Below are 17,657 nucleotides of genomic sequence, written 5' to 3' on the forward strand. Positions count from 1 at the left end.
GTAGCTCCTGACTTGATGAATGCGTAGAGAACATCCATCACAGCAGGGCTACGAGCCCTTCAGCTCTCAAGACACGAGACCCGATTCACCATCTACCGTGAAGAGCCACCAACCACGCCACACCACGACGAAACACCGCAACCCCCACACACCGGTGACACCCAGAAAACACTCAGGAAACCAACTAAATGTCATAACCGACGGTTGAAGCAACAGTAGTGGCATCATGACGCATACTTTTCGGACGTGACGACGGCCTACAGGGAACATACCTGGAGGCTGAATATGATCCGATGACGTTGATAGTCCTCCAGCCCGATAACTGGGCGAAATGTCGTATCGCGCCGGACGAATCTTCGGCATGAAACACCCGCATTGAGTTATTCTTGAGCAAGCGCCGTTACTCTCCGAACGTCCTGTCTCGAGTAATTCCGGCGGATCATGGTAAGACTAAGCGGACAGCTTTCTGTTCTTCCCGATGAACCGAATGTTGGGGGTTGGGATGCTTCGTCGTGTTGTTTTCGGATTGCTGTCGATGATTCTAATGGCCGTGCGCATACTCGCCAACGCGCTTCGCCTAGGCCTCGGCAAACAAGGGGGGCAGCTCGGCACGGGTAGCAGAACGCAGGACGGCAAAGTGCTGCGTTCGGCAAAACGGACTACGCCGGTGTCCCAGCATGGTGAAGGTTGTCCCCGCGCCGAATGCGTTGAAGGCTGGCTGTGGGAAGAGATCGGCGAATTTCCCTCGCCCTGCCCCACGTGCCAGCCAGTACCCTGAGTTCTGAGGCATCGTTGCCGATAACGGAGCCGGCTCATCGCGGCCGGACTCATCGAAGCTCCGGCCGATGGCAAGGTCGACTTCCCCATTCCTGGTTTGCGTGAGTACCTCCGCAAGACAAGTGAAAATTAGCCTTTCATCGCATCCCAGAGTTAACTCGTCGCGGCGGCGGTTGTGCCGTCAGTCGGTCTGCCGCATTGCTGATGGTCATTAGCTGCGGCATAGGGTCAGGGACCCTGCGTCCTCGGTGAAGATGATGCTGTTTGATGCTTGAAGACGGAAGAGTACCTCGCGTGTTTGGACGCGGTCCCACCCCATAACTTCGCGGACTTCTGCCCACGTAGGTGGGCTGTTCGCTATTTCTGACCATGGCGTCGGCGATTTCTGGTAGCGGGATCCTGGCCGGTAGCGGTCGGTGTAGGCTGCGAGTTCTCTAATGCGTTCGTCGGTGATCTTCTCGGGCGGTACAAGGCGTTCCAGCCATTTGCGGGCGTCTTCCTGCCGGCGGGCGAAGCTCTTTCGCTTCGGCCTGGGCTTGCGATCGGTGTTTGATGCCTCGACTGGCCGTTTTTGCTTGTCTTGGTCGACCATGTTCCACCCTAACTTTGAGCTCGTTTTGGGTTCGGGATTTCGGCTACCGGCTGGGACCGTTCTTGCTTCGCTCAGCACCTGCTGCGACGCCGCGGCTGGTCTTGCGCGCTTTTGCTGCCTTTGCCGTAGTGACGGCGGTACTGGGGTGGGTTCCTTCGCTTCGGGCGGCAGCGAGCCTGCCGCGTATCTGCGTTTCGTTGGCCCCAGTCCCGGCCAGTGACTGGGCGAAGCTTGCCTGGTGTTCGGCTGATCCGTAGCCGACCTGCGCAGCATTTTCGGTCTTCAATCCTTGGTCTTTCAGTCGGATGCTCTCGCTGCCGGTGACGCGGGTCTCGATCTCGGGGCCGAAGCTCTCAATGCGGGCAAACAGTTCCTTCTCGGCGCGTTCATACCGCTGTTCCTGGGTTGACCATCTGTCACCCTTGAATCCACCTTCTGCCAAGAGTTTGGCTTCGTGCAGGTTTTTGGCGGCGGCTACGAAGGCGGCGTCTTTGAAGTGTTCTTCTCCGGCGCCGTTGACGTTCGCAGTGGTTTCTTTACGGAGCTGGTCAAGGTCGGGGCCGTTGATGCCGTCCTTGCCGATCAGGAACATGCGTTCCTTCACCGCGGCGTCCGCTACCTCCAACGCTTTGGGGGTTTTCGCGTTGTGTGCCTGCTGAAGGGCTTTGGTCAGTTCGGGGCTGGCCAGGTACTCCACTGGCACCTGGTGGCGCTCCAGTTCAGGGGCGAGTTTCGCAGCTTGGGCACGGAGTTCTTCGGCGCGGGCAGCCGCCAGAAGCTGCATTGCCTTTTCATGTTCAGCAGCCGCCTTGCGTGCCTCTTCCTGACTGAGGTCCAGCGCATTCTGACGCGCCTTCTCAGTGGCGACCGTTTGGATGCCTGACTCGAGGTACATGGTGTCCATGCCGACGTCGTGGGTGTCGATGCCGTAGCGTGTCAGGACTTCCTGCCGGATCCTCTCGGCGGCTGTAAGGGCTGTGGGATCGTGGTCCTTCCACGCCTCGGCGAAAGTGTGTGCGGTTGCGATGTCGGAGGCTTGGGCTTTGTCCCACCACTGGTCTTTCTCGACCGGGGCAAGGGCTGCGTGGGCGGCGCTGCGTTCAGCTGATAAGCGCGCGGCGGCTTCGTGCGTTGCTTGTGAATCTGCGTGTTCCTGTTGGCGCTGGGATTCCTGACGTTTTCGGGCCAAGGTTTCGGCGATGCGGGAGGCAATCATCAGTGACTGTCGCAGGCCGCCGTCGACGACATCGTCCATTCCGTCTGATTCACTCATGGTGTTCCCCTTGCACTAGTGGTGTGATTCTTATCGGTCGAGTACGGGCCCGGATTCGCGTCCAGTTCGCGTCGGTGTCTTGGCTGGTGTGGCTGTTCCTGGAACAACCGAACCAGGACGGATAGGTGCCATGCCGCGCAGTCCAAGCTCCACAGGGTTCCGGGCAGCTTCACGCTCTACCGGCTGCCCGGCCGCTCCGACACCAACGGGGCGGGGCATCGTTGCCGCGAACGGTTTGAGCTGGGTTGCAACGACAGTCCGGATCCTCTCCGCTTCCCGCGTCCGCCCGGACTGCAGATGCATGTCGTAAATCGCGGCTGCCATGTTGGCCAGCTGCACCATCAGCGCCGCTTGAGCCGCTGTCTTGTTCTTGGACGATGCCGCCAGGAACAACATCGCGGTGCCGGCAATGGACGGCAGGGCAACAGGTTTGCTGTGCGCTTGGGGTGCATGGAGTTGGGCGGTGCGGGACAGCTCAGCAGCCGTAGCTGCGAGCGGCCCGGGCGTGGCTTCGAGACGGTGTGACCATGCTGCAAAGGCTCCGGAAACGTCCCGTGCTGCCTTTGCCCAGGTGGCATGATCTTCAAGCGGGATGGAGCGTAGTTGTTCGGCAAGGGCTGTGGCGTTGCGGGTGTATTCGACCCATACCTGGGGCGATGGCGTCGCCTTCTCTGGTCCGGTCCTGGTGACGGTGTGCTTGTTGCGTGCAGCGGCGTTCCATTCAGCTGCGGCCTCGGTCGCGGCGTGGGGTGAGTCCATCCAGGCTTCACGCAGGGCACCGAGCTTCAAGTCCGAGGCGAGGGTGCCACCACCGAACCAGATGGGACGCTCCCCCGGCTTAGGCCGTTCAGCCACGGAGTACCCAACGATGACGTCGGTGGTGTTCTTCGCGTACCGGGGACGGAGCAGCATTCCGGTGTCACGGGCGCGACGTACGAACTCGCCTTCGGTTGCTGACGCGCTGGCGCTGGCACGTACCTTCCGAGCCAGGGACATACGGTGCATTTCCCGTTCGTCACGTACCGCAGTTGCCTTCTCTGCCCGGTCGTAACCACGGGTGGCGTACACGGTGGACAGCTGTTCCAGGCCGTACTTAACTTCCAGTTCGCGGCAGGTCTGCTGCGCCTTCTTGTAGTCCCCATGAGTGGATGCCTTCGTGCCATCTTCACGCACCAGGGACACCGCGATGTGGATGTGGTGGTTGCCGTTTTCGCTCGTGCCGTGGTTGATCGCTGCCCAGCGGCATTGGGCTTTTCCGCTGGCCGCGGTGAAGCCCATGGCATCAACAAAGTCGTTGGCGATATCGCCCCATTGCTGGTCCGTCAGCGCACCTTCCTCGGCGCGCAAACTCAGGGAGCAGTGCCAGACGCTGGCGTCCTTGTATCCGACGTGAACACGCTGCTTCTTGGCAGCGTCCCACTGGAAATCCTTGACCTGGACCGAGACCCCGAAGAGCTTCCGTGGCTGGTCAAGGTGCTTGGCAATAGCAAGAGCGTCATCGTGGTCAAGTACGCCGTCGTCGTACCAGCTCATGATCGCCGCGTCACCGGCCACTAGGTGCGGGTCGGTGTGCGCGTTCTTCGTCCTATCCGTATCCGTGGACGCCAGGTACACCATCAGGCCAGCCATGCGCGAACCGCGAGTGATGTTCGGAATCATCCCTTACATCAACCCCTCAATGGCACGGTCAATACGCATGGCCACTGAACGGAGATGCTTCAGCGCTTCGCGGGCCTCGACTGGAAACTCATTCGTGGCGTTGGCCTGACGTGCGAGCTGGTTGATGTTGTTCGACGAACGGGCCAACAAATTGTGCAGCTGCATCAGCTCAGCGCCGATGGCCCGGCGCTCGGTCGGCGAATCAGTCCGCTCGGCCAGGGCCGACGAGACCAGCAGGTTCGGGACGGTCACTTTCTCCCGTTCGGCCCGCGCAACCAGTGCGGCTTCCTCCTCGGCCGTGACCCACACCTCCCGACGCTTCTTCGACCCTGCGGGAGAGTTCGCACGCCGACGGCGCGACAGATTGGGACGGTGTGTGCTCTCCTCTTCCGACATTTCCAATCCCCTCCCTCAAAGGCCCAGCGCAGCGACCCCGAACCGGGGACCACACTGACCAGTGTGCCGTACTCGACCACCAGTGTCGAGGACAACAAGCCACTTACACCCGTGTAAGTGTATAGCTTGCTCCGGGTCGTTTGGTTTGGCGGCACGCCCACCGATATCCCGTGGCGGGGTGCTTTTGGTGGTTAGGGTTGGTTGGGTCTGAACCAGTCACAAGCCTTTGGGGGGACCATGCTGAACGAAGACACCAACGGCGCTCCGCGCCTGGCCGAAGCCCGATACCGGGAAGCGAACGAAAGCCATCCCGAACACGTCCACGTCAGATTCGATATCGAACGTGCACCCGGCATGCACCTGCTCGACAAAGCCACCCAACTGCTCCACAGCTCCGACTACCTCGTCGGCGGTGTCATCGACGGCCTCGCTACCGAACATCTCCGCAACGCCACCGGCGCCACGGCCAGCATCGGAGAAGATGGCTACGCCGTCTTCATCACCGCAACCATTCCCCCGGGCCCCGCGGCCACGGCCGCGCCGTCCGTGGACACCGCCGCCAGGACGGCCCCGGTGGCGCTGACACCGGAACAGGCCGCGGTCCAGCCGGCCATCGAAGAAGCCCTCACCCAGGCTCTTCCCGCCTCGCGTGTACAGCACGCCGGGGTGCTCGCCGAACAGGTCGCCAAAGAACTACCCACCCGCGACCAGGTCACCGCTGCCTACCACCAGCCCACCCTGGACGAAGTCATCGACAAATACGCAGAACAATACGACCCCGACGGGCGCTTCCTCATGCCCAAAAGCCTCAGAACCGTCGCCCTCTCCTACCCCCACAGCGCCACAGCAGCACCTGCTGCAGCGGCTCCCGCCGCCGCAGCAAGCGGCCCCGCACAGAGACCAGTGATCAGTGCCGGTTACGGACGCTGAACCAACCCATCCAAGGAAAGGCAAACGCAGCATGCCCATCGATATCGAACGCACCAAAGACCAGGCCCGCGCCCTCCTCAACTCACGCATCAAAACAGTCGAAGAACTCGTCAAAGCCCGACAGCGCGTCACCGACCTCAAAGAACAACTCGCCAACGCAGAACGCGACGACAAACGCGCCTACGTCAAGGCCACCCGCGACGGCTGGAGCCCGGAAGAACTCAAGAAACTCGGCCTCGAACCAGCCGCCGCCGGACGGCGCCGGAAAACGCAGACCAAATCCACCATCACCCCCGCCGCGGACACCGACCTGGCAGGTAGCGGAACCGCCCATCAGCTCTGAAGCCCCTCGCCCACCCGGGCACGGCAAAAGCTAAAAACCTCCGGGCTTTTCCCGCACCCAGGTGGACGACGGGACCCACCTGAGCGGCTGCACACAACCACCACCACGCCACCCCTTCAAGACAAACCCTTGAGGGAGCGGTGGCCGTGCACAGCCTCCGCCCGAAGGTGGTCACCAGAACGGCCAACTTACCCGGAGGTCAAGACCCCCGCTGCCGGCTCCTCCGGGCATCGTTGGCCGGGTTCTTTTCCGCCAGGACACTGACGGCAAGAGCGCAGTTGCAACGCCTTTGGACGGAGCCCGGCACGGAAGGACCGTGTCCCGAAACACCATGGGCTGACCAATGCGTGCATGGGGTTCGGGACCGGCACGGCCCATGGCAGAACAGCCCGTACCGGAATTCGTTGGCCGATGTTGTCGAAAAGGGATGTTTAGACTCTGCTCATGACGAAGATTGGAAGCGTTTTTCTCCCCGTCAGTGACACCCGGGCATCAGCGGAATGGTTCGCCGAAACCTTCGACATGCGCCCCATCAGTGTTGAAGAACATGCCGCAGTCCTCCAGACCGGGGCCTCGGGCCACCGGCTCTCACTGCTCGGGCCGGCCAGCAGGATCAGCTCACCACCCGGCCTGCCCTGGGCGCCGTTCAACCTCCTCGCAGAAGACCTGCACGCGACACACGACCGTTTGACCCGGAACGACGGCGAACCCAGCGACGTCACCGGTGACGACCAAACATGCTTCTGGTTCACCGCCACCGACCCGGACCAGAACACCCTGCTGATCGTCGACCGCTGAACACCCTCGACGCGGCAACAACCTAGCCGACCCAACAACCCACAAGAGCATCCAGCCCCTACCGGGAACCAATCCCAAAGGCTTCTCACAGCAAGAATGCTCCACCCCACTGGGTGGAGCCTTCTGACGTGTCGTCCTGCCAGATCCAGGTGCCGGATGCCTCAACTTCATCCCGGCCGCCCGACAGCCCGGGCAAGCGTCCGTGCACCGTGTGTACGGTTCCGGGTGCGTGGAGAGTGAAGGCAGAAAAAGGGCCGGCAACTGCCGGCCCTTTTTGTTCTTCGGTGAAGACAAAAATGCCATCTCACTGAAGGTGGCGATGCGTGGCTCACCTTCCGGTGCGTCACCGGGGTTTATGAGTGGTCTTCGTGGGCTGCTGTTTCGGCGCGTGTCCGTCGTCCTGGCCGGAGGCCGCCGGCCTTGATGCCCTCCCATTCCTTCCCGCCGTTGTACTTGCGCTGGATCCGCCGCAGCTCCCGTTTCACAGCGGCTTCGACGAAATCGTTCACCGAACCATAACCCTCCAGCACGCCCACGTTCTTCACGACGGCGCGGATCTGTTCCGCGTCATCCCGGGTGAACTTGGCAGTGATGGAGTTATCGTCGCGTTTAGCCCGCTGCACGGTCCTCCCGACGTCGTCGTTGTTGGTCACGCTCAACAACGACGCCCTGGAACTTCAAGGACACCGCCACGTCTTCCACGACCAATTCCTTCACTGTTTTGGGCTGCCCGTCTTTGCCTTGGAACGTGCGGGACTTGATTGTTCCGACGGCGATGACCCGGGAACCTTTCATCAGCGACGCTTGAGCGTGCCGGGCTGTTGCGTTCCAAGCACTCGCGCGCAGGAAGACCGTCTCCCCGTCCGCCCACTGCTTGGTGTCGTCGTTGTAGATCCGTGGTGTGGAAGCGATGGTGAAGTTCGCTACCACGGCACCGGTGCCCAGTTCCGTCAGCCGCGGGTCGGCGACGAGGTTGCCGATCACCGTGACCGATTCCCCCGCGGGTGCATCACCAGGGGTTGCCGGGGCTTCCGCGGGCTCCCCTGCCGGATCCGCTGCGCCTTCGGTTCCGCTCTCAGCAGGCCCGGCACCGACGGCGTCCGTGGAGGGGTGGTGCGTGGCGGTGGTGTCCGTGAAGGGATATCCGAAAGTGGTGTCCATGGGCCAGTCCGGAAGACCTGGCATCACCAAGGACCCACCCGCCGGCGCGACATCGTACTCCGTGTCGCTTGCGGTGTCGGTGTAGGGGTTGGTGACGGGGACGTTGATCCGTCCCGTGGGGTTCGCGGTGCGGCCGAACTCTTCGAGGTCGTCCTGCCGGCGGCCGCTGAGCCGGAACCGTTCGTTGGCCTTCCAGGCCTCAAGGGCGCTCATGCCACTTTACGGCGCAGCGCCGCCTGAGTCAGCTTGTCCATCCGGATCCCCGACCAATGATTTTCACCATCGGCACTAACTACGACCGGCGCCTCAGAGTAGCCAAGATCCTCGCAGATATACGTCAGCGCTTCAGGAACTTTGGTGATGTCGACGGCGCTGTAGGTGATGCCTTTGCGGTCGAAGTACTCCATCGTCTTGACGCAGTTCGGACAGCCGGGCTTGGTGTACACCGTGTAATCAGGGGTTGAAGAGGTCATCGTCAGTCCTACGTTTCGTATCAGTTCTGGTTTCGTTCGTCTGGTCGACTTGATACCTCAATTCTACCGTTATTCAGGTAGAAAACAATGCGTTTTAGCCCGTGTTTTAGAGGTTTTGATACCTGTAGATTTCCCGCAGACAGAACCGATGCTGGGTCCGGCCAGGGTGGACATATGTCATTTTCAGAAGCTGACGGCACAAAATGTCAGAAGTCCCCTTCAATAGGTCATTCTGTGGGTACTGCGAGCAGAGATTGGCGTTCTTTGCACAGGAGTAGAGAGCACCCAGAGGTCACAAGTCCTCTGCAGAACCGATCCTGGCGTATTCAGCCCTGCCGGGAAAATCTTTGGGTTTTGGCCCGTTTGAATAGCCTTGTCACGCCTCGGCGACCTTTCATTCACCCGTAACTAAGGGGTTTCCTGAGTCGTCCCGGCTGAGAAAACCGATGTCGCGCGGTTGGTTGGCCGGGCCAGTTAGCTTCGTCCCATGGGGAAGGGGCCCAAGCGGGGCTGCCGCTCTGAAGCGACGTTCCGCCCCAAAGTGTGGTCAGAAGGTCTTGCTGCTGGCATTACACCGAGCGGCGTGGACGGTAATGCCTACGCTGACACCCAAGCTCAGAAGCAGGGCCAGGAAACCGACACTGGCTGCCGCGAAGTAGCTCACTGGCATGGGCGCGGTATCGACTACCGGTTCCATGTACGCCCAGATAGTGGCACCAGCGGTAACTCCCAAAACGGCGATCAGGCCGGTTAACACCCACACGGCAATGGCCAGAATGATCATCTTCATAGCTCCCCCAAGCCGAGTACATTCCCCTGTTGTTGATAGATCCTAACCGTGGGTCATGGCAGGTAGCCGCCGATCATTTTCTTCGGCCGTGCCGCCGTAGGCGCGGCGGACGCTGGTATTGCAACGGTTGAATGATGATCGTTGCGTCATCGCGGAGGAACATTCCGGGTGGCCGATGCCCCGGCTGGACTCATCCGCCACTTACGAAACGGGGGAATTGTGAGTACATCAACTGCGAACGCATCACTGGGCATCCCCCAACCAACAAATTGGCCATCGCGGCAACAGCGTTGGCCGGGTTTGCCTTTGCCGGCATCTGGTTCTTCGGCTTCGGGGGTTCTTGCAACCTTCGCTGCGGGCGCCGGCCAAAGTGACACCACATCCGGACCCTGACCGTTTGACGGAATTGATCACTTTACCCGCTACTTATTCTAAATTCCGCAAAGGCAAGATCCATGGGTTGAGCGATTCCTGCGCCTCACGGCTCCCCGCCGTCTCGGGTCTGTAGCCCCCGAAAGAAGGCGGAGTCTGGGCCCCTGCCGCTGACGGTGTCGCTCTCAAGCAGTTGAATCGCCGTCGCCGTTGCCTCGAGTGTCCGGATCTGGCTGTCGATCGTGTACCCCTCGTGGGGTTGCCATTTCAAAGGTCCTACCCGCCCGCCATGGCCGGCCTGATCCCAGATCCCCATGATCATGCGATTTGCTGTCCGGCACTCGGTCAGGGGTGCATTGAGCTCGTCGATGATAGTGCGCATCAATCGGAACCAGGTCCCGGCCTTGACCTGCTGGCTGAGCAGCTGGACTCTGCCAGTCGCCATGGCCTGCCAGGTTCGTGTGTCCATCGCCAACACCGTGGCCGGGACAGGCCTCGGCGATGGCGTCCTGTATTCCCAGCCAGCGAAGTAGTTGGGCGACTTCGTCCGGGTTTCCAGAAGACATCCATGGGATGGGCAGCTAAGCGTCAGCGGCAACAGCCACAACAATTGGTAAGGGTAGGGCGGTGCCGTGGTCTCGATGCAGTGCGGGCATGCCCGCACTGCCGGGCGAGTCGGACACCATGGCATCCACGGGTAGATCTCTCGCGGCCACCGTATTTCCGCTGGCAGGAGCACGGCGAATTGTCGCGTGTACTTCGCGAACAGCCCGGGGTCTGGTTCAGTCTGGTCCAGGAGCCATGGTGACCAGCCGCTGAGGCTCATTCTCCGGATCCGGCGTGTATCAACGCCGGTTCTACTCGAGAGCTCCTGGGCGAAACGTCCGGGTGGGCAGGTGTCCAGGTCCGCGGCCCATCCGGGCCAAAAGCCCAGATCAGCGACGAGATCTTCGAGGTGGACGTCGTAGCGGTCGGCGATTCGTCGAAGCCAGGACGACAGCGCTTCGCCGGGGATCGGTGCCGGGTGAACGGGCCAGCGCCGCACCACGGTCACTGCAGTTGTTTTTCGAAAAGCCTGCGCCGCTCCGTTGGCCCGATGTAGTCCGCCAGGGTCAGGGTCCGGTGGTTGATCCGTTCCTCGCCTGTTTCCACGGCAGCGACCGCGGCCGCCGTGAGGAGGTGGGCGAGTTCACCGATGGTGCCTTCACTGCGGGCCAGCAGATACCTGGCCATGTCCTCGGTTTCGATGACCGACGGTAAGCGCAAGGGGAATGCCGGGGCGAAACTGGCCAACAGCGACCGGGCCTCCATCCCCACTTCCCAGAGCGGCAGAATGAACGGTTCGAACCTGTTCTCAAGCTGGTCATCGGACCGGACAGCCAGATAGGCCTCCCGGGTGCCGACGCCGACGAGCGGGATGCGCAGCTCGTTGCCCAGATACCGGAGCAGGTTCAGGAACTCGCGTTTCTCACCGCGGCCGGCCAGAACATTGTGGAACTCATCGATCACGAGCATCCGGGCGTCGACTTCGAGCAGGAGCGAAAGAGCCAGGCGTTCGGCTTCGGGAAGACGCAGGTTTGACCGGAAGGGCGCGCCCATCGCATTAAGAAGGGCGGTGTAGAACCGAAGCTCCGAGGGTTCGGAGGGCATTTGCATGCACACGATTGGGATGTTTTCGCCGTCCGTTCCCGTGACGGGCGGATGCAATCGATGGAATCGCTCAACGATCATGGTCTTGCCATTGTTCGTTGGCCCAACCAGCAGGAGGTTGGGCATCCGCTGCTTCTTCGGCCAGCTGAGCAGTACTTCCAAACGGGCAATCGCGTCCAAGGCCTTGGGATAGCCGATCCACCGATCCGCGCGGATGCGCCGCAGTCTCTCCTGGGAGGGCAACTTTGCCACCTCCCGCGCTACGGGATGCAGATGCAGTAAATCCCCGGTCCCGTTAATTTCCACGGTCACCACTCCTCGATCTGTTCGAAGGGTTGAACGGAAACCTCTTCCGGGTCGTTTCCTCTCGCGCTGTCCGGTGGCGGCGGCACTTTCGACGGGGTGGGGTCGTGTCGGCCCGGGTCCTTGGCGTGTCTACGCCGTTCGTTTTCCCTGCGGATACGCTTGGTCGTTTTCACAGCAGTCTCGGTGACCCGGCGCATTTGCTCGATCATGCGGAACAGTGCCGCCTCGTCCACTTGGGCGGCACCGAGATCGTGTAACCGGGCCAGGGCCTGCCGGTGCTCCCACATGCTGATGGGAGGATTGGCGATCGATCGGTACGGGACCTCGACGTAGTGGCGCCCGTCCGGTTCCAACACCCAGATCCGGCTGATATCGCGGGGATCGCGTCGAATGATGAACGGCTCCAGCTTGCCGCGGTGGCTGATCCACGGTTTCAAAGCGTTCGCGAAGTAGTGGACATGATCGACGACGAAACCCGTTCGGGTCAGCGTGCGGCGGATGACCGGGAGGAAGTCCACCAGGAACGACGTCTGGTTAGCGGCAACGGCTGGCACGCCGGTGGCCGCTACCCCGACGGCCCATTTGGCCGCCGGGGTTTGTCCCAAGGTGCTGTGCACGGTGCCGTGATAGCTGGCAACAGCCAGCACCAGCCACTTCTCAAGCTCCGGCAGCGTCAGGGCAGCCAGCCTCTCCGAGTCATACCGACCCCGCTCCCCGGGGTTGGAAAACGTCGTTCCTGGAAGCTCGTGGATCCTGCGCATGGCCGTGCCGATGACGCGTTCGACGATGCCGCCGTAGTGGGGTTGTCCAAGTGGACGGTAAGACAATCCAATGCCGTGCTGCTCGCAGCCACGACGCAACGCCTCGCTCTTGAACTCGGACGCGTTATCCAGAAACAACGATTTCGGTTTGCCGCTCATCGACCAATCCACCTCCAAGCCGAGCCGCTCAAGCCAAGGACGCTTGTCACCAACGGCGTGGGCCAGGCACAAACCCACAGACACGGCCGATGGAGGTTCCAGCGTCACTACCATGCCCACAAGAGCTCTGCTGAAAACGTCGATGGCCACAGTCAGATAGGGGCGGCCTATCGACTGGCGTTCCCTTTCGTCGACGATGACCACATCGATGATCGTGTGGTCGATCTGTACCTGATCCAGAACCGAAGGGATCAGCGGCACCTTACCGCCGGCGGCCTGCAGGGTCCTCACTGCATCCGGCCCTTCCCTGCGGCGTCCCACTTCAACCGGGTTGAGCATGGAAATACGCCGATCCACCGTGTTCCGTGTCGGGGGCTTCAGGCCTTTCTGCGTGCAAGCCTGGGCAATCTCCCGGTGGAGCGCGGCGACAGAGAGTTTTTGGCGCGTCATGAACCGCCGGCGGATCAGGTCGCGGGTGATTTGCTCGACGGGTTCGGGCAGCCGGTTTCGGCCTTTGCCTCCGGTGGAACGATGGACCGCCAGGTCAGTTACGAGACCCGCTCCTTGGCGGTACCGTGCAAGCAACACGTAGACCCTGCGTGGGGAGATACCAAGCTCCGCGGCCGCTTGGTCAACGGCAGCACCGCTGGGGCTCTGGCGCTGCGCCAACGCCCCGATCACTGCGGCACGAGTCTTGGCCTGTTCCCACGCGGCATCCGACATCGTCAGCTGCCCATCGGCAGCAACACGACGCGGATCTGCATCCATGCCTGCCTCCTCTTGGGGAACAGGAGTACCGAACAAAAGCACCATAATGCACGGGACTATCGCGCAACCAGTGTTCACAAGTGCTGTGCACAACTCCCGGAATCAGCGGGAACTTTGTGCCGTCAGCTTCTGAAAATGACAAGTAGTCCGGCGGTACTCCCCCGGCGTCTTGAGGAGCTGCCCTGGACGTGGGGTTCCGGTGCCCGCGTCAGGTGATCCTGGTTATCCCAAGGTGTCGTCCCGGCTGAAAGGAACCGTTCCACAGCCGGTGGCGGGCCGGGGTCGCCTCTCGTGTCCCAGGTGCCCGGTTTATGGGGATGATGCTTTAAGAGCGGATGGGCCGGCACTGTGTGCCGGCCCATCCGTGTTTTCCCTCTGCAAAAGGAAACCTGAGCTCCACCGTACAGGACGGATCGCTTGGCCTCGTCAGCGGGGATTCCTCTGCATGCATGTTGCGGGGCTCTTGTCCTCGGTTCGGTTTGAGACCAGTAGCGTCCTGGCAACAACAGGCCTCTGGTGATCTGCGAGGCAGGCGGCCACAAAGATAGCGCGGCACCTGGATGAGTACCTGCCTGGTGGCGTTGGGTGGCGGTCCGCCGCTGGTGACCGGCTGCCATGGTTCGCCCGGGGCGGCGGACCGCCCGGCGTACGGGAGGTTCGCGGCCCTGTTCGTGGCGGGGTTGCGGGGGTTTTGCCGGGCGGTGGGGGTTCCGCCCGGCAAAGGGATCTAGGCGGCTTCGGTTTCGTCCGCTCCTTCCGCGGTTTCCTCGGTTTCCGTGGTGGGGTTGGTGAGGATGATGGTTTCTACGTCGCTGGGTTCGTATCCCCAGGCGGTGAGCTGGGTGAGGTAGTAGCGGGTGTCGCTGTTACGGCTCCGCCAGCTCGTGCGGTCGATATTTGCTTCGTAGGCGGTGATCATCGTGGCGAGGGTGACGGTTTCGGGTTTGGTGGTGGGCTTGTCCACGTAGGCGGCGAACTCGCCGTACCCGGTTCCGGTGCCCAGCAACTCGGCCGTGATTTCGGTCTTGTTCAAGGCCTTGGTCAGGATGTAGCTCGAATGGGCGATCGTGTGGGCGATGAACTTCTGGGCGTTCTTTGGCAGGGCCTTGCGGGTCAGCAGGGTTTTGATGAACTCCCTCCGTACCACCTCGGCCGAGTCCATGGCTTTGTTGTTTTCAATGATTTCCCGTCGTGCGGCCTTTTCCTCCTCGGTCATCCCTCCTGCCGGGGCTTTGCCGTCTTTCCGCAGTCCACGGGCTTTCCAGTCTGCGACGGCGAACCGCGTCACCAAACCGCTGTATCCGATGCCGATGTAAACGGCGTCGGCGTCGGCCTCGCTGAGGCGTTCGCCCTTGACGGTGGTCAGGGCGGAGATCATGGCGGCGGGTCCCTTGTAGTCGTAGTAGCCGGGGTCTTCCTCGAGCACGGTCAGGCCTTTGCTGGCAGCTTCGGCGCAGGCTTCTGCGAGCAGAGCGTTGTTCTTGCGCTCGTCCCTGAGCCGCTGCGCCCGGTGGGCGAAGTTGCCGGGGTTCTCGATGGCGAGGCTTTCGAGTAGGGCCACGGCGTCGGCGTCGTCTGCGAATTCCTCGATCACGGCGGACTGTTCCAGCGTCAGGCCTTGGTCCAGTGCCTGGGCGGCGGTGGGGTTCGCTTTGACCTTCAGCGCGGTTTCCACCAGTGCTTTCTTGGCTCCCATCTTCCGGGCAATAACGCTGGCGCTCACTCCCAACAACGCCATTTGGTGGAAGGCTTCGGCCCGGTCGCCGTCTGTCAGTGCGCTGCGGTGGTCGTTCTCGACTACCTGCGTCGCGAGTCGTTCCGCTTCTTCGGGCGTGTCCCCGACGAGCACGGGAATGGTCGTGGCTCCTGCTTCGATGGCTCCAAGGGTGCGGCGCTGCCCCATCAGGACGTGCACGGTTCCGTCCTCGGTCCGGTGGGCGACAACGGGGACCAGCACACCGTGTTCTTTGATGCTGGCTACGAACTCCTTGGTGAGTCCGGCTTCCTTGCGGACGTTGACGTCCACGGTCAGGGCGTTGGGGTCAAGCATTTCGAGCGTGGGTGTTGCGTTCATGGTTGTGTGTCCTTTGCAGAGGAATGGGTGAGGGAGCGGTGTGACCTAAGCCAGCTACTTTCTTTCCTCCCCCGTTGTTTTTTGGCTGCTGGCGAAGCTTGCGGAGCTGTGGCCGACGGAGGCCTGTCTACCCTTGGGCAAGGTGTGGGAAATTCCCGGAGGAAATAAGCGACGCAGGAGCGCCGTAGGGACATTTCCTGCACCGCAGGCCCCGGAGCTTGCGGAGGGGCTAGACGGGGTGGAGCGGACACGTAGAATCCGAAGGACAGCAGCCAAAAAACGTCGTAGACAAACAGGTCCGGGCACGGCGGAGCTCTGCGAGGCCGGGACCGGGCCCAACAGCCGGCCACGGAGCGAAGCGGAGAGGACGCCCAAACGGGTGCGAGCCCTGGCGAGCATGCTTCTTGTCAGACTGGGTTGGTACGGTGGGTGGTGTCCCGCCTGGTTCCCCCAATCCCAGGCGGGACACTTTTTCAGAAGGAGAGGTCCGCAATGGGAATACGAAACTTCCTGAACAGGCGCACCCTGCCGGCTGAGGTCGCTCACCCAGCTGCGGTGGTGCCGGACCCATCCACAGGCCAGGAACCGGCGGCGGCCTTGGAGCTGGCCACGGAGCAGCTGGCAGACCTTGAGGCCGCGCGTGCCGAATTGCTGGACCTCGCCGCCGAGGTCGGCGTGAATAGCCTGACCTCGTGCCCGCGGGACGGGAGCCGTTGGCAGGATGATCCTGTGACCATCAGGAGGATCACCGCCGTCCTCAGGGACGTGCACCTGGAGGACCGTCAGGGCGGGCCTGCCGGTGTTGGCAGACCCACCCCTGATCCGGCCTAGCTGCGGTCTTCCTTGGAGACTTTCGAGTTGGCCCGGTACGCCATGATCGAGGCTCCCAGGGCTGCGAGTCATTTCCTGTTGCTGGTATAGAGGCGGAAATCGCGGAGCTTGTTGTTTGTCCGCGGCGCGGGGTTTGCGTCCCTTCGCGCCCGGTGACCTTGCTGCAGCTTGTTCCGGCTGCTTTGGGCGCTCCGCCCATATAGGACTGCGGTGAAAGATGTGGAATCGAGTCTGGATAACCGGCCAGGCTCAGCTATTGGAGAAAGCGAAAGACGGTCATGGTTTTGCGGAGAGGACAATTTCCTGTGTGCATTGCTCCGAATGATGCACTTCTCCTGGTAGTTGCTGCACGGAAGTAGGCGGGCGACGCACATCCAAGACAGGCCAGAGTTCCTAGCCGTAATTTCTGCCAATCACTGCCATGGGCGCTGAACATGTCAGCGTCGAGTTCCTGATCATCCAGACGACTGAGAACGCGCTTCACTGCGTTAGGGGTTCCTTTTTGAATGCTGGGTGGGTTTCGGATTCGCGCGGAGCACGCCAGGGCCGGAGCGGACCCAAATAAAAACCAGGGCCTCCTGTTGCGAGCATGGAGGCCCTGGTGGCTTCTATATGGTTTTCTGCTGCTGATCGTCGGGACCGCCCGTGCCTTGGTGTTGGCCTGCCATGTCGGTCCATTGCAGCCAGGACCATGGCTATGAGTCAGCCTTGTCCGGCTCTCTCAGGTTGGGAACTTCTCAAGTCTCAGTAACAGGGACCTGACGTATCTAAGCTGTGTAGACGACGAAGACCTTCCGAAGGCGCTCGTGAACGGTCCAGGTTCCGGTCCATCCGATCGGGAAGTATGCGGTGTCACCGGGAGTGAGGAGGACTTCTTCGCCACCGTCGCGCAGGACGGTCATTTTGCCGGAGAGTACGTGAATGATTTCTCCCTTGGAGAGGAATTCCCAGCGCGACTGGCCGGTTTCCGTTTCCCAGGTGCCGGAGGCGATTCTGCCGTCTTCGCTTTCGAACTCTCGGCGGCTTCGAACGGTGATGTCTCCGCTGAGCGGTGTTGCGCTCGGTGGGGCGAGCAGTGATTCTTCCAGTTCGCTGGCATCGAGGTCTGCTGCACGGTATGCGATCGTCACTTCGTTTGTTTCTCTTTCGTTGGGACGGGCCGAAGTCGGTCCGTCATTTTAATTGACCGGTAAAGGCGTGTGCAGTAGTTGGGCAATTGCCGCTCTACATGCTTTCCGGGGATCGGGGAATTGACCTTGGCTCAGTCGGTTTCAGGGCCGTGGCAGTATGGGCATTCTTCTTCGCAATCGGGTCCCATGGGTTGGGCACTGACAGCGAGCACGGAGTGGCTGTTGATCAGAGGTCGCACTCCCGTAAATGGTTTGCGTTCCAGCAAGGCTGTTCGAGATTTCATTGCTGCAGTTCCTTATTTGATCGAGCGCTGAAGCGGGACGTTTTGAGCGCGTTGAGGTAGGACTCCGCCATGTTAGATGTCATGGTGGTTTGAGTTTTTGGGGAGCTAAAATCGTGGACCGAATTTGCAT

Annotated in this window: 17 protein-coding genes and 1 pseudogene; 4 read left to right on the forward strand and 14 right to left on the reverse strand. The window is 61.6% G+C overall.

The genetic code is table 11. The features are described 5' to 3' along the window. Nucleotides 1-988: 988 nt before the first annotated feature. The 4 genes from ACSVIE_RS14465 to ACSVIE_RS14480 are packed head-to-tail and all read right to left on the reverse strand — an operon-like array spanning nucleotide 989 to nucleotide 4,697. Nucleotides 989-1,369, reverse strand: a complete 381-nt coding sequence (locus tag ACSVIE_RS14465; protein ID WP_442424277.1) for a hypothetical protein — start codon at nucleotides 1,367-1,369, stop codon at nucleotides 989-991. A gap of 43 nt (nucleotides 1,370-1,412) precedes the next feature. Then, entirely contained in the window at nucleotides 1,413-2,642 is a 1,230-nt protein-coding gene (locus ACSVIE_RS14470) for a hypothetical protein (protein ID WP_442424278.1), read from the reverse strand. Between the two features lie 30 nt (nucleotides 2,643-2,672). After that, complete coding sequence (locus ACSVIE_RS14475) at nucleotides 2,673-4,301, reverse strand: relaxase/mobilization nuclease domain-containing protein (protein WP_442424279.1); 1,629 nt, start codon at nucleotides 4,299-4,301, stop codon at nucleotides 2,673-2,675. A 3-nt stretch (nucleotides 4,302-4,304) separates the two neighbouring features. Next, complete coding sequence (locus ACSVIE_RS14480; protein ID WP_442424280.1) at nucleotides 4,305-4,697, reverse strand: plasmid mobilization protein; 393 nt, start codon at nucleotides 4,695-4,697, stop codon at nucleotides 4,305-4,307. Nucleotides 4,698-4,934: 237 nt separating this feature from the next. Between ACSVIE_RS14480 and ACSVIE_RS14485 the strand changes: the two genes are divergently transcribed. The 3 genes from ACSVIE_RS14485 (at nucleotide 4,935) to ACSVIE_RS14495 (ending at nucleotide 6,768) form a co-directional block, all read left to right on the forward strand. Then, complete coding sequence (locus ACSVIE_RS14485) at nucleotides 4,935-5,627, forward strand: hypothetical protein (protein WP_442424281.1); 693 nt, start codon at nucleotides 4,935-4,937, stop codon at nucleotides 5,625-5,627. Between the two features lie 31 nt (nucleotides 5,628-5,658). Next, a complete protein-coding gene (locus ACSVIE_RS14490) occupies nucleotides 5,659-5,970 on the forward strand; it encodes a hypothetical protein (protein ID WP_442424282.1) in 312 nt (103 codons plus the stop codon). 444 nt (nucleotides 5,971-6,414) lie between these two features. Then, the gene (locus tag ACSVIE_RS14495) at nucleotides 6,415-6,768 is read left to right on the forward strand and encodes a VOC family protein (RefSeq protein WP_442424283.1); all 354 of its coding nucleotides are present in this window, start codon (nucleotides 6,415-6,417) and stop codon (nucleotides 6,766-6,768) included. Between the two features lie 353 nt (nucleotides 6,769-7,121). Here the strand turns inward: ACSVIE_RS14495 and ACSVIE_RS14500 are convergent, their stop codons facing one another. From ACSVIE_RS14500 to ACSVIE_RS14540, 9 genes and pseudogenes are all read right to left on the reverse strand, one after another. Further along, complete coding sequence (locus ACSVIE_RS14500) at nucleotides 7,122-7,391, reverse strand: ParB family protein (protein WP_442424284.1); 270 nt, start codon at nucleotides 7,389-7,391, stop codon at nucleotides 7,122-7,124. After that, nucleotides 7,378-8,142, reverse strand: coding sequence for a single-stranded DNA-binding protein (gene ssb, locus ACSVIE_RS14505; protein WP_442424285.1), 765 nt, complete (start codon nucleotides 8,140-8,142; stop codon nucleotides 7,378-7,380). The genes ACSVIE_RS14500 and ssb overlap by 14 nt, the downstream gene beginning before the upstream one ends. Further along, nucleotides 8,139-8,402: a glutaredoxin family protein gene (locus ACSVIE_RS14510; RefSeq protein WP_442424286.1), complete on the reverse strand. Its 264-nt coding sequence runs from the start codon at nucleotides 8,400-8,402 to the stop codon at nucleotides 8,139-8,141. The genes ssb and ACSVIE_RS14510 overlap by 4 nt, the downstream gene beginning before the upstream one ends. A gap of 547 nt (nucleotides 8,403-8,949) precedes the next feature. After that, complete coding sequence (locus ACSVIE_RS14515) at nucleotides 8,950-9,192, reverse strand: hypothetical protein (protein ID WP_442424287.1); 243 nt, start codon at nucleotides 9,190-9,192, stop codon at nucleotides 8,950-8,952. A gap of 478 nt (nucleotides 9,193-9,670) precedes the next feature. Further along, the gene (locus ACSVIE_RS14520) at nucleotides 9,671-10,009 is read right to left on the reverse strand and encodes a hypothetical protein (protein ID WP_267218057.1); all 339 of its coding nucleotides are present in this window, start codon (nucleotides 10,007-10,009) and stop codon (nucleotides 9,671-9,673) included. Nucleotides 10,010-10,132: 123 nt separating this feature from the next. Next, nucleotides 10,133-10,618, reverse strand: a pseudogene (locus ACSVIE_RS14525) (TniQ family protein); the annotation flags it as partial. Continuing rightward, complete coding sequence (locus tag ACSVIE_RS14530) at nucleotides 10,615-11,520, reverse strand: TniB family NTP-binding protein (protein ID WP_442424288.1); 906 nt, start codon at nucleotides 11,518-11,520, stop codon at nucleotides 10,615-10,617. The pseudogene ACSVIE_RS14525 and the gene ACSVIE_RS14530, both read right to left, overlap by 4 nt. 2 nt (nucleotides 11,521-11,522) lie before the next feature. Beyond that, entirely contained in the window at nucleotides 11,523-13,208 is a 1,686-nt protein-coding gene (locus ACSVIE_RS14535; protein ID WP_021474737.1) for a Mu transposase C-terminal domain-containing protein, read from the reverse strand. 727 nt (nucleotides 13,209-13,935) lie between these two features. Next, nucleotides 13,936-15,282, reverse strand: coding sequence for a ParB/RepB/Spo0J family partition protein (locus ACSVIE_RS14540; protein WP_442424289.1), 1,347 nt, complete (start codon nucleotides 15,280-15,282; stop codon nucleotides 13,936-13,938). Nucleotides 15,283-15,774: 492 nt separating this feature from the next. Here ACSVIE_RS14540 and ACSVIE_RS14545 point away from each other — a divergent pair, with 492 nt between their 5' ends. Next, nucleotides 15,775-16,113 carry a hypothetical protein gene (locus tag ACSVIE_RS14545; RefSeq protein WP_442424290.1) on the forward strand — a complete coding sequence of 113 codons (339 nt, stop codon included), beginning with the start codon at nucleotides 15,775-15,777 and terminating at the stop codon, nucleotides 16,111-16,113. Nucleotides 16,114-16,880: 767 nt separating this feature from the next. Here ACSVIE_RS14545 and ACSVIE_RS14550 read toward each other — a convergent pair. Continuing rightward, entirely contained in the window at nucleotides 16,881-17,243 is a 363-nt protein-coding gene (locus tag ACSVIE_RS14550; RefSeq protein ID WP_442424291.1) for a cupin domain-containing protein, read from the reverse strand. Between the last annotated feature and the right edge of the window lie 414 nt (nucleotides 17,244-17,657).

The sequence above is a fragment of the Paenarthrobacter sp. NCHU4564 genome (assembly GCF_052156435.1).
Lineage (GTDB): Bacteria > Actinomycetota > Actinomycetes > Actinomycetales > Micrococcaceae > Arthrobacter.